General features: G+C 49.5%; 19 protein-coding genes. 7 read left to right on the top strand and 12 right to left on the bottom strand.

Annotated features, from left to right (window positions below):
• Positions 1-304: 304 nt before the first annotated feature.
• The 3 genes from ACG2F4_RS16545 to ACG2F4_RS16535 all read right to left on the bottom strand — a co-directional run bounded on the left by ACG2F4_RS16545 (position 305) and on the right by ACG2F4_RS16535 (position 2,560).
• Positions 305-1,642 (bottom strand): alanine/glycine:cation symporter family protein, encoded by a 1,338-nt coding sequence (locus ACG2F4_RS16545; RefSeq protein WP_395262003.1) that lies wholly within the window; start codon positions 1,640-1,642, stop codon positions 305-307.
• Positions 1,643-1,836: 194 nt separating this feature from the next.
• Positions 1,837-2,310 (bottom strand): DinB family protein, encoded by a 474-nt coding sequence (locus ACG2F4_RS16540; protein ID WP_395262002.1) that lies wholly within the window; start codon positions 2,308-2,310, stop codon positions 1,837-1,839.
• A gap of 4 nt (positions 2,311-2,314) precedes the next feature.
• The gene (locus tag ACG2F4_RS16535; protein WP_395262000.1) at positions 2,315-2,560 is read right to left on the bottom strand and encodes a CDGSH iron-sulfur domain-containing protein; all 246 of its coding nucleotides are present in this window, start codon (positions 2,558-2,560) and stop codon (positions 2,315-2,317) included.
• A 279-nt stretch (positions 2,561-2,839) separates the two neighbouring features.
• Here ACG2F4_RS16535 and ACG2F4_RS16530 point away from each other — a divergent pair, with 279 nt between their 5' ends.
• Positions 2,840-3,613 carry a type III pantothenate kinase gene (locus ACG2F4_RS16530; RefSeq protein WP_395261999.1) on the top strand — a complete coding sequence of 258 codons (774 nt, stop codon included), beginning with the start codon at positions 2,840-2,842 and terminating at the stop codon, positions 3,611-3,613.
• 160 nt (positions 3,614-3,773) lie between these two features.
• Here ACG2F4_RS16530 and ACG2F4_RS16525 read toward each other — a convergent pair whose 3' ends face one another.
• A complete protein-coding gene (locus ACG2F4_RS16525; RefSeq protein WP_395261998.1) occupies positions 3,774-4,451 on the bottom strand; it encodes a MarC family NAAT transporter in 678 nt (225 codons plus the stop codon).
• A gap of 133 nt (positions 4,452-4,584) precedes the next feature.
• Here ACG2F4_RS16525 and ACG2F4_RS16520 point away from each other — a divergent pair, with 133 nt between their 5' ends.
• Complete coding sequence (locus ACG2F4_RS16520; RefSeq protein ID WP_395261997.1) at positions 4,585-5,058, top strand: GAF domain-containing protein; 474 nt, start codon at positions 4,585-4,587, stop codon at positions 5,056-5,058.
• A 187-nt stretch (positions 5,059-5,245) separates the two neighbouring features.
• Here the strand turns inward: ACG2F4_RS16520 and ACG2F4_RS16515 are convergent, their stop codons facing one another.
• Positions 5,246-5,665, bottom strand: a complete 420-nt coding sequence (locus ACG2F4_RS16515) for a DUF6567 family protein (protein WP_395261996.1) — start codon at positions 5,663-5,665, stop codon at positions 5,246-5,248.
• Positions 5,666-6,114: 449 nt separating this feature from the next.
• Positions 6,115-6,513: a Dabb family protein gene (locus ACG2F4_RS16510; protein WP_395261995.1), complete on the bottom strand. Its 399-nt coding sequence runs from the start codon at positions 6,511-6,513 to the stop codon at positions 6,115-6,117.
• A gap of 354 nt (positions 6,514-6,867) precedes the next feature.
• On the opposite strand from ACG2F4_RS16510, the gene ACG2F4_RS16505 reads away from it, so the two are divergent.
• The 3 genes from ACG2F4_RS16505 (at position 6,868) to ACG2F4_RS16495 (ending at position 9,265) form a co-directional block, all read left to right on the top strand.
• Entirely contained in the window at positions 6,868-7,656 is a 789-nt protein-coding gene (locus ACG2F4_RS16505) for a hypothetical protein (protein ID WP_395261994.1), read from the top strand.
• Between the two features lie 10 nt (positions 7,657-7,666).
• Positions 7,667-8,548, top strand: coding sequence for a mechanosensitive ion channel family protein (locus ACG2F4_RS16500; protein WP_395261993.1), 882 nt, complete (start codon positions 7,667-7,669; stop codon positions 8,546-8,548).
• A 258-nt stretch (positions 8,549-8,806) separates the two neighbouring features.
• Positions 8,807-9,265, top strand: a complete 459-nt coding sequence (locus ACG2F4_RS16495; protein WP_395261992.1) for an Hsp20/alpha crystallin family protein — start codon at positions 8,807-8,809, stop codon at positions 9,263-9,265.
• A gap of 54 nt (positions 9,266-9,319) precedes the next feature.
• On the opposite strand, the gene ACG2F4_RS16490 is transcribed toward ACG2F4_RS16495, so the two are convergent.
• The 5 genes from ACG2F4_RS16490 to argC form a co-directional block, all read right to left on the bottom strand.
• Complete coding sequence (locus tag ACG2F4_RS16490; protein ID WP_395261991.1) at positions 9,320-9,529, bottom strand: DUF2892 domain-containing protein; 210 nt, start codon at positions 9,527-9,529, stop codon at positions 9,320-9,322.
• An 85-nt stretch (positions 9,530-9,614) separates the two neighbouring features.
• Positions 9,615-10,250 carry a Crp/Fnr family transcriptional regulator gene (locus ACG2F4_RS16485; RefSeq protein ID WP_395261990.1) on the bottom strand — a complete coding sequence of 212 codons (636 nt, stop codon included), beginning with the start codon at positions 10,248-10,250 and terminating at the stop codon, positions 9,615-9,617.
• A gap of 42 nt (positions 10,251-10,292) precedes the next feature.
• Positions 10,293-10,739 carry a hypothetical protein gene (locus ACG2F4_RS16480; protein ID WP_395261989.1) on the bottom strand — a complete coding sequence of 149 codons (447 nt, stop codon included), beginning with the start codon at positions 10,737-10,739 and terminating at the stop codon, positions 10,293-10,295.
• A 21-nt stretch (positions 10,740-10,760) separates the two neighbouring features.
• On the bottom strand, positions 10,761-11,972 hold the full coding sequence (gene argJ, locus ACG2F4_RS16475; protein ID WP_395261988.1) for a bifunctional glutamate N-acetyltransferase/amino-acid acetyltransferase ArgJ: 1,212 nt from the start codon (positions 11,970-11,972) through the stop codon (positions 10,761-10,763).
• Between the two features lie 69 nt (positions 11,973-12,041).
• Positions 12,042-13,079, bottom strand: coding sequence for an N-acetyl-gamma-glutamyl-phosphate reductase (argC, locus tag ACG2F4_RS16470; protein WP_395261987.1), 1,038 nt, complete (start codon positions 13,077-13,079; stop codon positions 12,042-12,044).
• Between the two features lie 438 nt (positions 13,080-13,517).
• Here argC and ACG2F4_RS16465 point away from each other — a divergent pair, with 438 nt between their 5' ends.
• Positions 13,518-14,216 (top strand): DUF1080 domain-containing protein, encoded by a 699-nt coding sequence (locus ACG2F4_RS16465; protein ID WP_395261986.1) that lies wholly within the window; start codon positions 13,518-13,520, stop codon positions 14,214-14,216.
• 148 nt (positions 14,217-14,364) lie between these two features.
• Positions 14,365-14,982, top strand: coding sequence for a class I SAM-dependent methyltransferase (locus tag ACG2F4_RS16460; protein WP_395261985.1), 618 nt, complete (start codon positions 14,365-14,367; stop codon positions 14,980-14,982).
• Positions 14,983-15,021: 39 nt separating this feature from the next.
• On the opposite strand, the gene ACG2F4_RS16455 is transcribed toward ACG2F4_RS16460, so the two are convergent.
• Positions 15,022-16,059, bottom strand: a complete 1,038-nt coding sequence (locus ACG2F4_RS16455) for a VWA domain-containing protein (protein WP_395261984.1) — start codon at positions 16,057-16,059, stop codon at positions 15,022-15,024.
• Positions 16,060-16,375 lie beyond the last annotated feature (316 nt).

Below are 16,375 nucleotides of genomic sequence, written 5' to 3'. Positions count from 1 at the left end.
GAATAATTGTAGATCTGCCTTCCCAGCCTTGAATGGGGCGCGAAAGCCAAAGAAAAATCCAGTACAGACGCGACATGTCGCGTCTCAACGAGCTTCCACGCATGCTGTGGCTGGAGCGGGTGGCCCATTCACCGCCTTGATTTTTACGTTTCTTTTGGATCAAGCCAAAAGGAACACCACCTTTATAATGGGAAACAGCTTCATTTTTCTTGTTGGGGCTTCGTAATCATTCTTCCTTGTTCGGTCTGGGTCATTCACAAAATGGGCGCTCTATTCAGAGTTTACCTGCATCCCGCAACCCACACTACTCGTAAACTTCAAACGTATCAATCCGGGAGAAATAATCGCGGGCCGCATCAATAACTTTGGGAGCAAGGATTAGTGAGGTGACGACAGTGGGTATCGCCATGACGGCAAACATGCCGTCGATCAGGTTGATCACGGAGGTCAGCGTGGTTACCGCGCCCAGAATGATGGATCCGACGTAAAAGTAGTTGTAGTAGTGTTGCCTTTCGGCACCAATCAGGAAACCCATGCACTTGGTACCGTAGTACGAGTAGGTGAAAAGAGAACTGAAGGCAAAGACCGCGACACAGAGTACCAACAGGTAGGGACCCGTCATGCCAAGTGCTTCCTGGAAGGCGGAGGCGGTCAGGATAATGCCGTTTTCGTTACCCGTCTGCCACGCACCGGATACCAAAATAACAAGAGCGGTCATGGTGCAGACAAGCAGGGTGTCGATCGCGGGACCAAGCATGGCCACGAGTCCTTCGCGCACCGGTTCCTTTGTTTTGGCGGCCCCGTGCGCCAGGGTGGCCGTTCCGATGCCCGCTTCGTTGGAAAAGGCGGCGCGTTTAAAACCGGTAACGATGAGCTGACCGAGCGCCCCGCCCATGGCAGCTTCTGCGGTAAAAGCGTCGGTGACAATCAGGTAGAGGTAGTGGGGAACCAGGTCGTAGTTGACGAACAGAATGAGCAGGGCACAGCCTACATACAACACAACCATGGCCGGCACCATCTTGGAGGCTACGCGGCCAATCCGCTTTATACCCCCGAAAATAACCAGGGAAACAATAAAGAAAATGACCACGCCGGTAATGAAATCTCCGGCGAAATGAGCTTCCGGGGTGACCCACCCGTTTGGGATGTAGATCACATCCCGCAAAATCTGTGTCAGCTGGTTGGCCTGGAATATCGGAAGGGCGCCAAACAGTCCCGCAATAGAAAAAAGTACGGCCAGCGGTTTCCACTTTTTGCCGAGTCCTTCTGTCACCATGTACATGGTGCCGCCCTGCAGCTTCCCCTCTGAATCGTGGCCGCGGTACATGATGGAAAGCGTGCAGGTGAAAAATTTGGTTGCGATCCCAAGAAAGGCGCTTATCCACATCCAAAATACCGCACCGGGTCCGCCGGTAGCGATAGCCACGGCCACTCCGCTGATGTTTCCAAGCCCGATGGTCGCCGCAAGTGCACTGGCCAGGGCCTGGAAGTGGTTAATATCCCCGGGGTCGTCGGGATCGTCATATTTGCCGCGAAGCACGTTCAGGGCGTGCCTGAAATGACGAAAGGGGATGAAACGGGAGTAAATCATGAAAAAGAGTCCCCCGCCTGCCAGTAAAATGACCAGGGGTGTTCCCCACATGAAGCTGGAAAAAGCGGCTAAAAGATCTTCGATGAGTTTCAGGATTCGGTCCTCCCGCAAATGAGATTGAGTTGCTGGCAGATTCAGAAATTGAGGATCAAATCTAACAAAGCGAACAGGAGAATGCTAATTCGAAATTGCTCCCCTGTTGCGGACCGTGTATTGTGATGTTATATGGTTGGAAAGATCAGGCCTTATCCATCGACTTCACGGGTATAAAAAATAAAATCGGTGGCGGGCGGGGCGATGTCCGACATCCGCATGAGGAGGGCGATCTGGGACCGGTGGTGTTGCCCGTGAATGATTAGATGGTGCATGATATCGCCAAGGGAGGACTCATATTGTATTCCCTGGCTGTTTCGATAGGAGATCACCTGATCCAGGGTTCCCTTCTCCTCCTCAACCAGCTCCGCCCAGCGCTGATGATTGGCCTCAATAAGGCGCTGGCAGCCTTCCAGCCGAAGCTCGGGCCAAATTTCGGTATCCGGAAATTCGGCGCCCGTCACCCGCCGAAACCAGTGATGATGGGTCCCAATAATGTGGTAAAAAAGGCGAAGCGACTGTTCCCGCTTCTCGAATGAGTCGTAATCGGTCAGGTATTCAAGCAAGGTGCTGTTCGCCCAGAAATCATAATCCAGCAGCCTTGTCAACCGGGCTTCGGAAGTCATTCTGTTACCCTTTTTTTAACTTTTTATGGGTACCGTCGCAATAAGGTTTGGAGCCGGAGTGCTTGCACCCGCACCAGGCAACGCGCTTGGTTTCTTCAATTTTTTCAACAATCGGGGAGAATTCGGTACCAGTGTGTGAGCCGTCGCAGTACGGCTGGTTGTCGGATTGTCCGCAGGCACACCAGGCATAATTACCAGGTTCAATTTCCATTACAAACGGACCTTCTTGTGCTACAGTAGGTTCAGCCATGCTTTATAGATGTTTTTGGATTAAAAATTAACGTTCTTAGCATAGCAGGTTCGCTTTAATAATCCAAATCGTAATATATCGGCAGTCGGCCTCGAAACTCCGTTGAGGGGCGCCGGTTTTGGTTGAAGTTCATACGGGATTGGGTGTTCGAAATTCGCATTTGTGGACGTTAAATTGGATGCTGCACCGAAGCCATTACCCTCTGAAGGAAATTAAAGCAGGTGTTGGGCAGGACCAGATAAAGCATACACGAGGTATAACAAAAAGATACGAAACAACATGCTATTAGCTGTAGATATCGGAAATACCAATATTGTGATCGGGCTACATGAAGAGGATGAGTGGCTTCATACGTGGAGGGTACAAACGCAGACGGGCCGCACGTTGGATGAATACTCCATAATTTTGGACAGCCTTTTTGCGCAGTCGAATGCCCGGCCGGCGGATGTTGACAAGGCGATCATCAGCAGCGTGGTTCCCCAGCTGATATCAACGTTTCGATCCATTTTACACCGCAAGACAGGGTTTGAACCGCTTGTTTTAGACGGTACACTCGATACCGGTATCGCTGTGCCGGGTCGCGATCCGAAGTCGATCGGGGCCGACCTGCTGGCCGACGCAGTGGCGGCGTACCAGCATTTTGGGACTACCTGTATCGTCGTTGATTTTGGTTCTGCAACCACTGTCATGGCGGTGGATGAACCGGGCGTGTTGCTGGGCGGGGCGATCGGTTCCGGGTTAAAGATTACGACCGATGCACTGGTGGAGCGAACCGCACAGCTTACACAGATACCGCTGGAGCCGCCCCAAAAAGCGATTGGCGGGAATACGGTGGAGGCGATGAAGTCGGGCCTGGTGCTGGGACACCTCTGCATGGTGGAGGGACTGATCGATCGCATGCGCAAGGAGCTTGGCAAGCCGGCCAGGGTGATCGCCACCGGGGGACTTTCATCAACGATTGCCCCTTATACCGAGTATTTTGATGCTCTGGACCCGATGCTGACCCTGAACGGCATGAGGATAGTGGCAGAGCGGGTGAAAAAGCAGGCGTGAAGATGGGAAAACCGGGACGTTTTCCAACAGGCTTGAACAGGTACGGGTATTGCAACGTCCACTAAAAAAGAGGAGTGGAGACCGTAAAGTTGCTGAACGAGAGTCCATAATCTTTTGTCGATACGTTGATGAACATCAGGTAGGATGTCGCTCCATACTTTTATCCCATCCCAAAGAACTGTGCAATGCCGTTGATGATAAACTGAACCGCAATAGCCAGGGCAATAAATCCCATCATGCGGGTCATCGCATTCATCCCGGTCTTTCCGATAAAGCGGGTAGCCCAGGGAGCGAACCGCAATATCATGTAGGAAATAAGGGCTACCAGAATGATGGCAACCGTAGTCAGCAGATAGTCAAATACAGACTCGGCCTGGGTGGCCAGACCGATTACAACTGCAATACTTCCGGGCCCGGAAAGCAGGGGCATCGCCAGTGGACTGAAAGAGATATCTTCCTTTATTTTGGCTGACTCCTCATCTTCTTGTGAAATTTTGCGCCCCGGTTCTTCAGGATTGAGCATGGAAAAGGCCGCTCTCATTATGATCAGTCCCCCGGCGATTCGTATTCCAGGAAGGCTGATGCCGAAAAAGCTCATGATGTAGGTCCCGGCAAACAGAAAAATGGTGAGTACCAGGAACATGTAGAAAGCCGCTTTTTTTGCCAGCCAACGACGATGGGTGTCATCATCTTTTTCCGTGAGCGAAAGAAATATCGGCATCGTCGCCAGTGGATTGGCAACTGAAAATATGGAGGTAAAGGACGCCACCAGGAACGAAATGCCCCCGGGAAAGTAGCCCGAAAATGAGTACGGTTCTTGTAGAAGATATTCAACCATAGCGTGTAAAGTAGGCAAAAACAGTTCAAATTTTAATTCCCCGGGCCAATAAAATGATGGTTGGGGAATGGGATAATTAAATATTAGATTTATCGTTCAAGGCATAAGTGAGAAATTCAAAAAAGTTGTGACTATGAGTACAACAACCGTCGAAAATAAAGAGAAGATCATAAAGAAGACCGAGGAAATTTTAAATCGGCCGGTATCGAGAGATGAGAAACTGTTTGCCATTTGTGAGCTGCTCGACGACGAGGTAGAGGTGTTCGACTGGGTCGGATTTTACCTGGTGGATCCGGAAGCTGAGCGCGAACTGGTACTGGGGCCATATGTGGGAGAGGCCACCGACCATACAAGGATTCCGTTCGGCAAGGGAATTTGTGGCCAGGCGGCCGAGTCGCTGGAAACGTTTGTGGTACAGGATGTGAGCGAGGAAGACAACTATCTTGCCTGCAGTATTGATGTGAAGGCCGAAATTGTGGTCCCGATCCTGAAGGATGGAGAGCTTGTCGGGGAGTTGGATATCGATTCCCACACCAAAGGATCCATAACCGGCGACCACCGTAAAATGCTCGAGGATATTTGCGAGAAGATCGCCTCTGAGTTTTAGCCGGCATTTACTTCACAAGAATGTTGGCTAAATTCATGCAATATCATGAAACGCCTTGCATCCGATCCAATTTATTGGCGAAAAAGCAGGTTAGCCAGGGGAAATCCTGGTGAGAAATTCGCGCTGGTTGTTTGCTGTAGCGGTCGAGGAACCCCGGGAGCGCTGTTAAGGATACGGGAACAAGCTGCTATTCAAAAACGACGACATCGGCCCGCACCATAACTTTAACTTTCGTATAGATAAACGCATTGACGATATCGGTGTCGTATCGGACGTTGGTCAGCGCCAGCTTTTTGCCCTCAATGCTGCCGTGCTCTTCTTCATACTGTTCCCACAATGAAGCAATCGCATCCGAATACAGCATGCCGGTGCCGTCAACACGGGCAATGGCTATGGTGTTGGCCAAAACTCCGTATCCGTAGCTGAATCCCAGGATATAGCCGGATTCCGCACTACCGGAGACATTGGCCGCTACAATATGAAAATTGCCCTCCTCCAGGTTGACGTTGGTTTGGTTGGAGGCTATAAAGGCACCTGAATTCGTGCAGCCCTGGAAAATGGTGAAAAGGAGTATTAAAATGAATAGATGGATAGACGAATTTTTCATGGTGGACAGTCCCTTCTTGATTCAGTTGGTAGTGGGTTGTAATGCTACGCTTAATCTTGCCAGACAGATGTAGGGGAAATCCTGATTTCCCAAAATTATCGTGGTATCTGTTGTATCGCGATAGACAAAAGGTATGAAAACTGATTTACGAAGTTTAAAAAAGTGGTTCGCATACCAGGTGGGTAGCGATACGTGCAGGTTACAGGCGCAGCATTTCAATCCGATTAGACCCGTAACCAGCACGCATTTTGTAAAAATTACTGGTCTCACGTCAAATCCTGGATTTCGTTCTGATACTGATCGAACGCGGATTCCACCCTCAGGCTGATCTATACGGACAGACCATCTGAAGGTGCAGTTTATACAACTACTCTGTGGTTAATTCGCAGCATCAGCCGCATTTGCGTTCCAGTATCGCGTAATCCCGAATGGTTATGGTTGACTGGACACTAGTTTTGTGGGGGAACCGCGTCATACACGATGACTTTTTTCCACAGGTGGCTGTACTCCTCAACAAATTCGAGGTGTGTGGGATGCGTTTGATATGCCTGCTCATCTTCCAGGTTTTCGAAAATAAAGGTGATCGAAAAATCGTAGCTGCTGTCAATGACCTCACGGTCGGTGTCGGCCGGCACTCCTACAAATGCCTGCTCGATAAGATCGATCTCCGCAATTTTATTCAGACCTTCATGCAGTTTCTGATGATCTGCTTCACTCTCCGGATTGTTGAGCCAGAAATAGACGGTGTGGACGAAAAACTCGTCATCGCCGTTCGCCGCCGGTGATTGCTGGGCCAATGCGGGGATTGCGAGTGCAGCAAGGGACGTTATAATAAAAACGGTAGTCATGGTAATATATTTAAGTTTGTGATTTGTGAATAAATTCATGTCAGCCGTAAGCTACACACCACAGCATTAAATGCAAGCGGATTCATGTTTCTTTGTCGCCTTTCCACTGGTACATGCTGCCACCAGGGATGAACATTATTTCTTATCCCGAGCTGACAATAGATAAAATTGCATGCCTGATTAGTTGACCCAAGGGAGTGTTAACCCCCTCGCTAATATTATCCGGTGAAAAGTGGGAATAACTATTGTACCCGTTGTGCTGTACTGCTATTTTCCCAATTCAATTTTGTCAACTCGGTAAAAAAATGGTCATATTTCCTGATCCTTAATTCCTGATAAAAACGGTATACACATATGGTAGATACCCCCTGGAACGAACATCTGGTGAAGCCGGGCGCCCCGCCGCTGCATTTGGTGCTTGATACCCTGCATGTCTGGATGCAGCATAAAAACGAAGAGATTTGGGTGGCCAGTCGATACGGGGAGGAGCCGGGCGTACCCCGCGGAGACGATCCCGACCCGCCCGGTGATCTATTATGGTCGCGCTGGGCGTACAAGTCTGCAGCGGAAAAGATAGATGTGATCCCGGTGTTCCCCGATTTGCCCGTGGTGATAAGTTCCGAATACCCGCTTACCATCAGCCCGGGAGCCCGGATACAGATTGTCACCCGAATTCCGGTATGGATGCGGATCGGCTTTAGCAAGTCGGATTATATTCTGAAGGAGATACCGAGTATAAAACTTTCAAAGACGTGGTTCGGGTCCCTTAACGAGGGGGAGCTCTGCTATTGGTCAACGACAAAAGCCCGCAGGAGTCTCGAGGGCGTGGTGCCCCGGCCCTACTACGTAAACTGCCCGATCTGGATCACCAACAAAGATGAAAAAGACCTTCGTTTTGAAAAATTTTGCCTGCGGGTTGAACGACTGGGTATTCACCGTTTTGGGGAGGTTTTGTGGGCGGGAGAAACCCAGATTGTGCATCACGGGGAGGATTCCAACAGCGATATCACCATGACCGGCAAGCTGCCGGCGCACCTGGGCAAGGGTGAGCTGCTCAGCAAGCCTCGCAATCCCGTGCAGAGAAGCCTGGCCACACGCACGTTTAAAAAGCTGTTTGACGACAACTTTATCACTGCACGCTAATTTTTATACAATGGATTCCACAGCCGTCTCAAATTTTGCATTCGAAAACATAATAACCGATGAATTCTGGGTTCTTGCACTGCGGGTAGCGATCATTCTGGCGGTCGGGTTTCCTGTGCTGTTTATCATTCGCCGGTGGGCCCGTTCTTTTTTTACAAAGCGTTATGCCTCTCACTACGGTATGCTGGCCGGTAAAATTGTGTTTTATACCGGCTTGACGCTTCTTGCCATAATGGTGATGGGGCAGCTGGGACTGAGCCTGGCCCCCCTGTTGGGAGCGGCCGGCATTTTGGGCGTGGCACTGGGATTTGCCTCCCAAACCAGCGTTTCTAACATAATAAGCGGGCTTTTCCTCATTGCCGAGCAGCCGTTTAAGGTGGACGATATTATCACCGTTGGCACAACTACAGGTATTGTAATGTCGATAGACATGCTTTCTGTAAAGCTGCGCACCTTCGACAACCAGTTTGTACGCATCCCCAACGAAACCATTATCAAAACGGAGGTGACCAACCTGACCCGCTTTCCCATTAGGCGGTTTGACGCCCTGGTGTCGGTCGCCTACAAAGAGGATATCGGGGAGGTCCGTGAGGTGCTGATGCAGGTTGCGGAGAAAAATGAATACACCCTCTCTGAACCTGAGCCACAGGTTATTTTCAATGCGTTCGGGGCCTCGTCAATCGACCTGCAGCTCCGGGTGTGGGGGCAGTCCAGCGAGTTCCTGCTGCTCAAAAACTCTATTCATGAAGAGGTGAAAAGGCATCTTGATGAGGCCAATATTGAAATTCCCTTTCCCCATGTTTCGTTATACAGCGGAGAAGCGACCGGGGCCATCCCGATCGAAATCAAGAGTGAAGACCACCGGGAGGAAGAGGAAAAAAGTAACCAGTAACACGGATGTACCATTTTGACAGAGCAGATCTGCCGCATTTGCAAACCGATTTGTCAGAATGATAGAGTCCATTTTAAAAAAAATCCGGGGTTCAAATTTTAATAACCGGTGTATGGCTCAAAAGTGCCAGTATGGCTATTAAAACCGGATTGGCACACCATTTGTTTATTATAAAATGTCGGTTTTGATAACCGTCATATCATGGGTAGTAAACTTTTTAAAACAGGAAACAACGTATTATTTAAGGAGGTAATACCTATGCTAGCACTCAGAAATAAAACCAACTTTCCTACACTCTGGAACGAGCAGTCGACAATGCCAACCCGATTTTCGGACTGGATTGATGACGTATTTGAAGAAACGTTCCGATGGACAAACGCAGCCCATAACACCTTTGTCCCTGAATTGAATGTATATGAAACGGACAAGGAGTTTGAGGTTACGGTTGCCCTTCCGGGTATGCAAAAAGATGACTTCGAGATCAGTTATGAAAATGGCTTGCTGACGATCAGCGGTGAACGCAGAATGGAGCATGAAGGCAACGGCCGCCGCTACCACCGGATCGAAAGCCGATTTGGCCGCTTCAGTCGTACGCTGCCATTACCAGGCGATGTAATCAATGATGAAGAGATCAGCGCTAAATATGAAAATGGCGTATTGTACGTATCTGTACCTAAAATAAGAGAAAAGGCCGGACGAAAAATTGAAGTCTCGTAACATTTCTATCCGGTTTACGGGAAAAAGCCGCGATCGAATCGCGGCTTTTTTTATTTATCCGCTCTCCCGCTTGCTGGTGCTTATGCCAAACGGCAGATAGAGGGGGCAGAAGCTGACAAAGCTTGTCAACAGAAATATGATGCCCAATACAATTAAAATGATGCCAAAAGTGCCGGATGTGATTCCTGTGTAATAGAATATTCCGAAAATTACAGCCAGCACCGTACGCAGAATCCGGTCAAGTGTTCCCATATTTTTTTTCATGGTAGACTCCAGTTGCAGGTTTAGTGTTATGTGACAATTCAATAATCAAGATAGGAGAAGGAAGGTGATTTTTCAGTGATACAGGTCACACAAGGTCAATTATTTTTATCCGGTTTCGTCCCAGCTCAACCATGCCCTTTTTCTCCATCTGCTTGAGCAGGCGTGAGATTACCTCGCGGGAGCTGTTTAGCTCGTAGGCAAGTTCCTGGTGCGTAATATGCAGGATATTTCGCTCCAGGGCGGACGAGCGATCCTGCAAAAAACGGGCAAGCCGTTGGTCGATCTGCTGGAAAGCGACCTGGTCCAGGATGTCAAGAAGTTCTTCAAACCGCTGCTGGAATGTAGAAAGCACAAAATTTCTGAAAACAGGGTCAGAGCGATACCAGTCGTTAATCGTATCGACCGGGACGGCCAGCAACGTAGTTGTTTCCAGCGTTACCGCTTTAACCTGGCTGCGTTCGCGCGAAAGCGTGCTGGTGAGCGTCATAGCACAGCTTTCGCCGGGCTGGATGTGGTACAGGTACAGTTCGTGGCCCTCACGGTCGTCACGCATTACTTTAATTGCCCCGTCAAGGACAAAGGGAACAACCTGGATGGGGGACCCCAAATTGAGCAGGGTTGTTTGTTCCGGCAGCTCTTTCGGTTCATGCTTGTGGGCATATTGCCTGAAAGCGGTGCTGTTTGAAAGATCAGGAAAAATGGTGAAGATGGCGTGTTCCATATGTTGACCGGTATGCGTTATCCTATTTCTTTTCAGCGAATGTCAGGAGGCATGATCAAAATACCGGTATGTCATCGCAAGCGGTATTCCATGTAGAGCCAGGGTCCATATATTAATCATCCAGACATTAAAGTATGCTCTGTGGTACAGGGAGACAGCGGTATCTATCGTAAACCAGAGAAGCAGCGCCCACAAAATGGCGTGCCAGGTCCACCGCTCACGTCTGTAGAAACCGTTCCAGACAATAAATGTTTGCAGGACAAAATAACCGGCTATTGTACCGCCCAGGGGACCAAATAAAAATCTGCGCAGTTGATCGGAAGTTTCGGTAAACGATCCCCCGGAAAAAGCGTCCGCCATGGCAGTATTATATAGCTTGAAAATGATACTGTCAGGCAAAAGTGCACTTGCCAGTCCAATTCCTGCTGAAATGATACTGGCAGCCAGCAGCCAGCGATACCAGAATGTGAATGTGTTGCTGTTCGTCATTCCGCCGGCTTTTTTCTCAAGTTAGGTGGTATACTCCGCGTTAATTCGGATATATTCGTAGGAGAGATCGCAGCCCCAGCCGGTGGCCTCTTCGGTACCCTCATTGAGGTCGAGAATCACTGTGATGTTGGAGGATTTCATCTCTTTTTTAACCTCGGAGCGTTTATTTTCAAGTGGTTGACCGTTTTTCAGGATTTGAACACTTTTTTCAGGATTTGAACCGATATAGAGATCCACTTTTTCCGGGTCAAATGTTGCGCCTGCCCGGCCGGCCGCCCCCATGATGCGGCCCCAGTTGGGGTCGGTTCCAAAAATAGCCGTTTTTACAAGGCTGGAATCCGATACCGTTCGCACAATTTTTCGGGCGTCTTCCTCTGATCTGGCGCCTTTCACCTGGTACTCCACCAGTTTGGTGGATCCCTCGCCATCCGAGACAATCAGTTTGGCCAGGTGCGTGCACAGCTGTTCCAGGTGGGTGTAGAAGCGCTCATAGTTTTCATCCCTGGTGGTGATCATCTCATTTTCGGCCATGCCGTTACACATCACAGCCACCATGTCGTTGGTGGAGGTGTCTCCGTCTACCGTAATCATGTTAAAACTTTTATTGACTGCCTCGCGCAGGGCTTCATCCAGCAGCCTGGGCTCAATGGCGAGATCACAGGTAATAAATGCCAGCATGGTGCCCATGTTGGGATGGATCATACCCGATCCCTTGGCGATACCCGCCATATTGATTTTAATGCCGTCGATCTCAAAATCGGTGAATCCTTCCTTGGCAAAGGTATCGGTGGTCAGGATGGCGTTGGCACAGAGTGACCCAGCCATATCCCGGTCGGAGAGCTTTTTAACGCTGGTTTCAATACCTTCCAGCACCTTTTCTGTCGGGAAAGGCTCTCCAATCAGCCCGGTGGATGCCACCAGTACTTCTTCCACGGGGATGTCGAGCAGCTCGGCTGTTCGTTTTGCCATGGCCACGGCTCCGCGGTATCCCGCTTCTCCGGTACAGGCATTGGCGTTGCCGGAATTAACGACAATAGCTTGCGCTTTCCCGTTTTTAATATGTTTGCGGCTCAGCTTTACCGGCTCCGCGCAGACTATATTCTGGGTGAATACAGCCGCTGCCGATGCGGGCTTTTCGGAATAGATCAGGGCCAGGTCCCGGCGTTTGGATTTGATACCCATGTGGCATCCCCAGCATTTGTACCCTCGTACGTGTGTAATGTTGTTCAGCATGATAAATCAAATAAGTTGAATCGGGTTAAAATCGAATTAGAATATCTTCAGTCAGGTTTCTTACAGGAATCAGGGATTCAGTGGCGATATCTGCAGGCCGGAACGTTCAATGAAGCCGAACATCAGATTCATATTCTGGACGGCTTGTCCCGCGGCTCCCTTTACCAGGTTGTCGATAGTGGAAACCGTGACGATGCGGTTGGTTCGCTCATCATACGTAATATGGATATCACAGTAGTTTGAGCCGCGCACATGCTTCACATTTGGCGGGTGATCCACAACGCGAATGAAATGCTCTTTTTCATAAAAGCTGTAGTACCACTCCCCGAGATGCGTTTTGTTGATTTTCTTTTTGGGGGAGCTGTAGGTGGTCGTTAATATACCGCGATCTATCGGGAGCAGGTGGGGAGTAAATAGCACTTCCGTCTGCTGCCCGGCGTACCGCTGCAGGTTGAGCTGAATTTCGGGCGTGTGCCGGTGATTCAGCAAACCATAAGCGGAAAAATTACCGAAGACCTCCGGGAAGTGGGTGCTCTGTTTGGCTTTTGCGCCCGCCCCGGTCACCCCCGATTTGGAGTCGATTACAATTTGGCCGGGTTCAATCACATCTTCCTTGAGCAGGGGAGCCAGGGCAAGGATAGCCGATGTGGGATAACAGCCCGGGTTTGCTACGAGCCGGGCGTTCCGGATCTGGTCGCGAAACAGCTCGGGGAGTCCAAAGGCGGCATCGCCGATTAAATCGGGTGCACTGTGTTCTTTATTGTACCATTGTTCGTATTCCTCACCCGATCCGAGCCGGAAATCACCTGACAGGTCGATGACCCGGTAGCGGTCGGGATCCCATTCTTTAACAAAATCCATCGATACGCCGTGGGGTAAGGCCAGAAACACCAGGTCCAGGTCATAGTTGTCAATATTTTCCAGCGGCTCCAACTCCATATCAAACCGGTTTTGCAGGTGTGGGTTGATTTGGGAAAACCTGGTGCCGGCTTTACTCTCAGAGGTGATCACTTCAATACTTACATCCGGATGATCAATTAGAAGTCGGACAAGCTCAGATCCGGTGTAACCTGTAGCTCCGACGATTCCTACTTTTCGTTTTGACATGAAATGGTTTATTCCTGTTTGCGTTCAAAATTCGTTTGGTTATCCAGTGCTAAAAAGAATCAGTAATTCGGGGATCTTGTACCAGGGCAGCGCGTTAGCTTTTACTCCACCCGTTGTGGTAAGGGTGCATTTTTGATTTCGGCAGAACCAAATACGTGGAATTCATAATGTTACAATATGCTGAAAGTCCGGCGGAAATATAACTCAAAATAGGGAGCAATTCATTTCGGGCGCATTATTAAAGTAAAAGAATATTGTGAACTGATTTTTTTCAAAACCGCGGGGAAGTCTTTTTAAAAATCAATTGGATAATATCCTATATTTATTTTCGGGATGAATAATCCGGGTTTAAAAGTGTAAAGGAAACAGGTGGATTCACTTGCAGCAGAGAATCGCCAGTTTCTGTAAATAAAAACAACAAACAGAGGGATAAGTTTTATGAATAAATGCATGGTGCATATCGCAACAGGATTGTTACTGCTGATTTTTGTCGGTGCTTTTGTGGCTGCCGGACCGGAACCGCCAGAGAAAACAGGATCAGTTGACTGGGTTTCCCTTTTTGACGGTGAAACACTGAATGGATGGGTGCAAAAAAATGGATCGGCTGAATACCGGGTTGAAGATGGAGCCATCGTGGGGAGAACCAGTCACGGCAGCCCCAATTCATTTTTGTGTACATTCAATGAGTTCGGGGATTTCGAACTGGAATTTGACGTTATGCTGTATGACAATGAGCTCAATTCGGGCGTTCAAATTCGCTCACAAACCAGGGAGCCCGAAGGCGGAGAAGAGTACGGACGGGTGAATGGGCCGCAGGTAGAAATAGAGTCCAGCAGTACCGGCAGCCCGGAAGCGGGATACATTTACGGAGAAGCGGCCGGCGGATGGCTTGTTTCCGATGAAGAACGAATCCACCACCAGGCATTCAGGGATGGTCAGTGGAATCACTATCGTGTGGTGGCGGAAGGTCCGCGGATTCAAGTGTGGATCAACGGACAAAAAATAACAGATCTGTGGCATGAAGAAAGCTATTTGAACTATCCAAGGGGATTCATCGGGTTACAGGTTCACTCTATCAGCGAGGATGAAGGTCCTTACGAAGTGGCGTGGAAAAATATACGGATAAAGCCGTTGTGATAATGGCGCAGGATTTCATCAGGATTTTATTTACTGTTACCGGAGTATTCATTTTTCCAGTGCCTGTTGAATCTTTTTTAGCTGTTTTGAGTAGTTGAGTGGATGTTTGTTTGGAATTACGTCAGAGTAAATTAATACGGGAAATGTTATGAATAAACTCAGACATGGGATCTTGACGGTGCTAACGCTGATAGCGTTGAGCTCTGCAGCTTGCGGGCAAAGGGGTTCGGATGATGTTGATTGGCTGATCGATGTGCTGGAGATTAAGCCGGGTTCGGTAGTGGCCGATATCGGTGCGGGTGATGGCGACCAGGCGCTGGAAATAGCCCGGCATATCGGAGCTGAGGGACACATTTACAGTACCGAGTTGGGCCGTTCATCCGTGGAGGAGCTCAGGCGTGCTGTAGAGGAGGCCTCAGCAGATAACATTACCGTTATTGAGGGGGATGCCCGCCAGACCAACCTGCCCCAGGAGTGTTGCGATGCGATTTATATGCGAAGGGTGTATCACCATTTTGGGGATCCCGCCGCAATGAATGCCAGTCTCTTGCAGTCATTGAAGCCGGGCGGTCGCCTTGCGGTTATCGATTTTGAACCGCGCGGGACGGAGGCGGCCCCGGGTGGCCGGTCGTCGGGCAGTCAGCATGGGGTTACCCGCGCGACCGTTGTGGAAGAGCTCAGCCAGGCGGGATTTGCATTGATAAGTTCCGAAGATGGTCCGGGCCGCGATTTCTACGTGGTGATGCGGAAACCGGCAAAAAACTAGGTACGCCTAAAAGAAAACCTGGGTTAGCCAATACCTGCCTTAGTCAACGGTACATCCGCCGGTAAATCCTTCGGCGGAGAATTCCGCATCAAAACTGCCGAATTTGTCTTCGTAGATAGCCCGCAGCTCCAGGGTGTGCGTGCCGGAACGCTTGGGAGAGCAGTACTCCAGCACATAATATGAATTTGATTCCGCCTCAAGCCGTTCTGCTATAGCCAGGAACGATGAGTTGAGCTGAAGAGAATCTTCCGCCAGTTCAAACCCATTTTTACCGAACCGTTCAAGTACCTGCTGGTCTATTTCCCCGCCGAGACCGATGGTAAACAGCGCGTGCTCCCTGTTTGCGTTGTTGACGGAGTCGAGGGCAACAGAAGTGCTTACCCGGCCTGCCTGGTCGGTGCCGTCGGTAAAGAGGACCATCGATCCCGCTGTTGCAATATCGGAATCCTCCTTTATCTCCCGCAGTCGTGAATCCATGATGGAGAGCCCCTGGATTACCGCCCCGTTCAGGTTGGTGGAAACATCGTTGCTTATATCTTCATCAATGGAGTTTATGCCGCTCAAGAGGGTATCGCGCTCCGGGGTAAAAGGGACCAGCCGGTGAATATTTTGTTCGCCGTCGAACCAGTAGACCGCCATTTCCCGCGTGCCAAAGAGCGAATTGCCCTCCCGGGGCATGGTACGTTCAATAAAGGTGGTGGCTGCTTCTTTCAGCCTGGGCAGGTCGGCATTGTTCAGGATACTACCGCTGAGGTCGAGAAGCAGCATGGATGAGTATAGGAATTTTCCGCTCTCACGCTGAATTTGTGCCTGGGATTCAAGCCTCGAGATCTGGGATCCGTTCTCATAAATTTCAAAATCGGACGGTTCCAGGGTGGTAAACTGGTGCTCCTCTCCCAAGTCAACCTTGAAAAATAACCGGATTTTTGAAGGAGGCTCGGTGGTGGTTTCGATAGGGGTAACCTCGATCTCCTGGCCGCTGATGTCGTCATCATTATTGCAGGCGGTCAGGCTCAGGATGAGGAAAATGCTAGAAATAAGGGCAGAAAAATGAACGTTTTTTTGGAATGCTTTCATGTTTGCTGATCAAATTTATACCGAAATTGACGATCTTCTCGCGGAATCATTCAGTTTAAAGGATGAAGTTAATATTTGTTCCCAATTTTAAAAACCGTTACTGGTTGATTTTATTATCAGAGGTATCCAAAAACAAAGGGTTCCCCGAAAACACGTGAGCGCATGTACAGCCCCTGGGTGGAATCCCGGATGGTAAGCATGTAAAATCGGCAACACTATTGATCACTGAAATTGGATATTCAGCATTCTCTCTTGGTGCAAACCCATTTCAATAACCTGAATGGGTTTGCAGTTCACGAGTAAAGGTCCAATATTG

Origin of the sequence: Halalkalibaculum sp. DA3122 (genome assembly GCF_043951865.1) — a bacterium.
Taxonomy (GTDB): Bacteria; Bacteroidota; Rhodothermia; order Balneolales; family Balneolaceae; genus JAMQKA01.
Note: the sequence above shows the minus strand (reverse complement) of the source record. Positions and strands in the feature narration are given on the sequence as shown.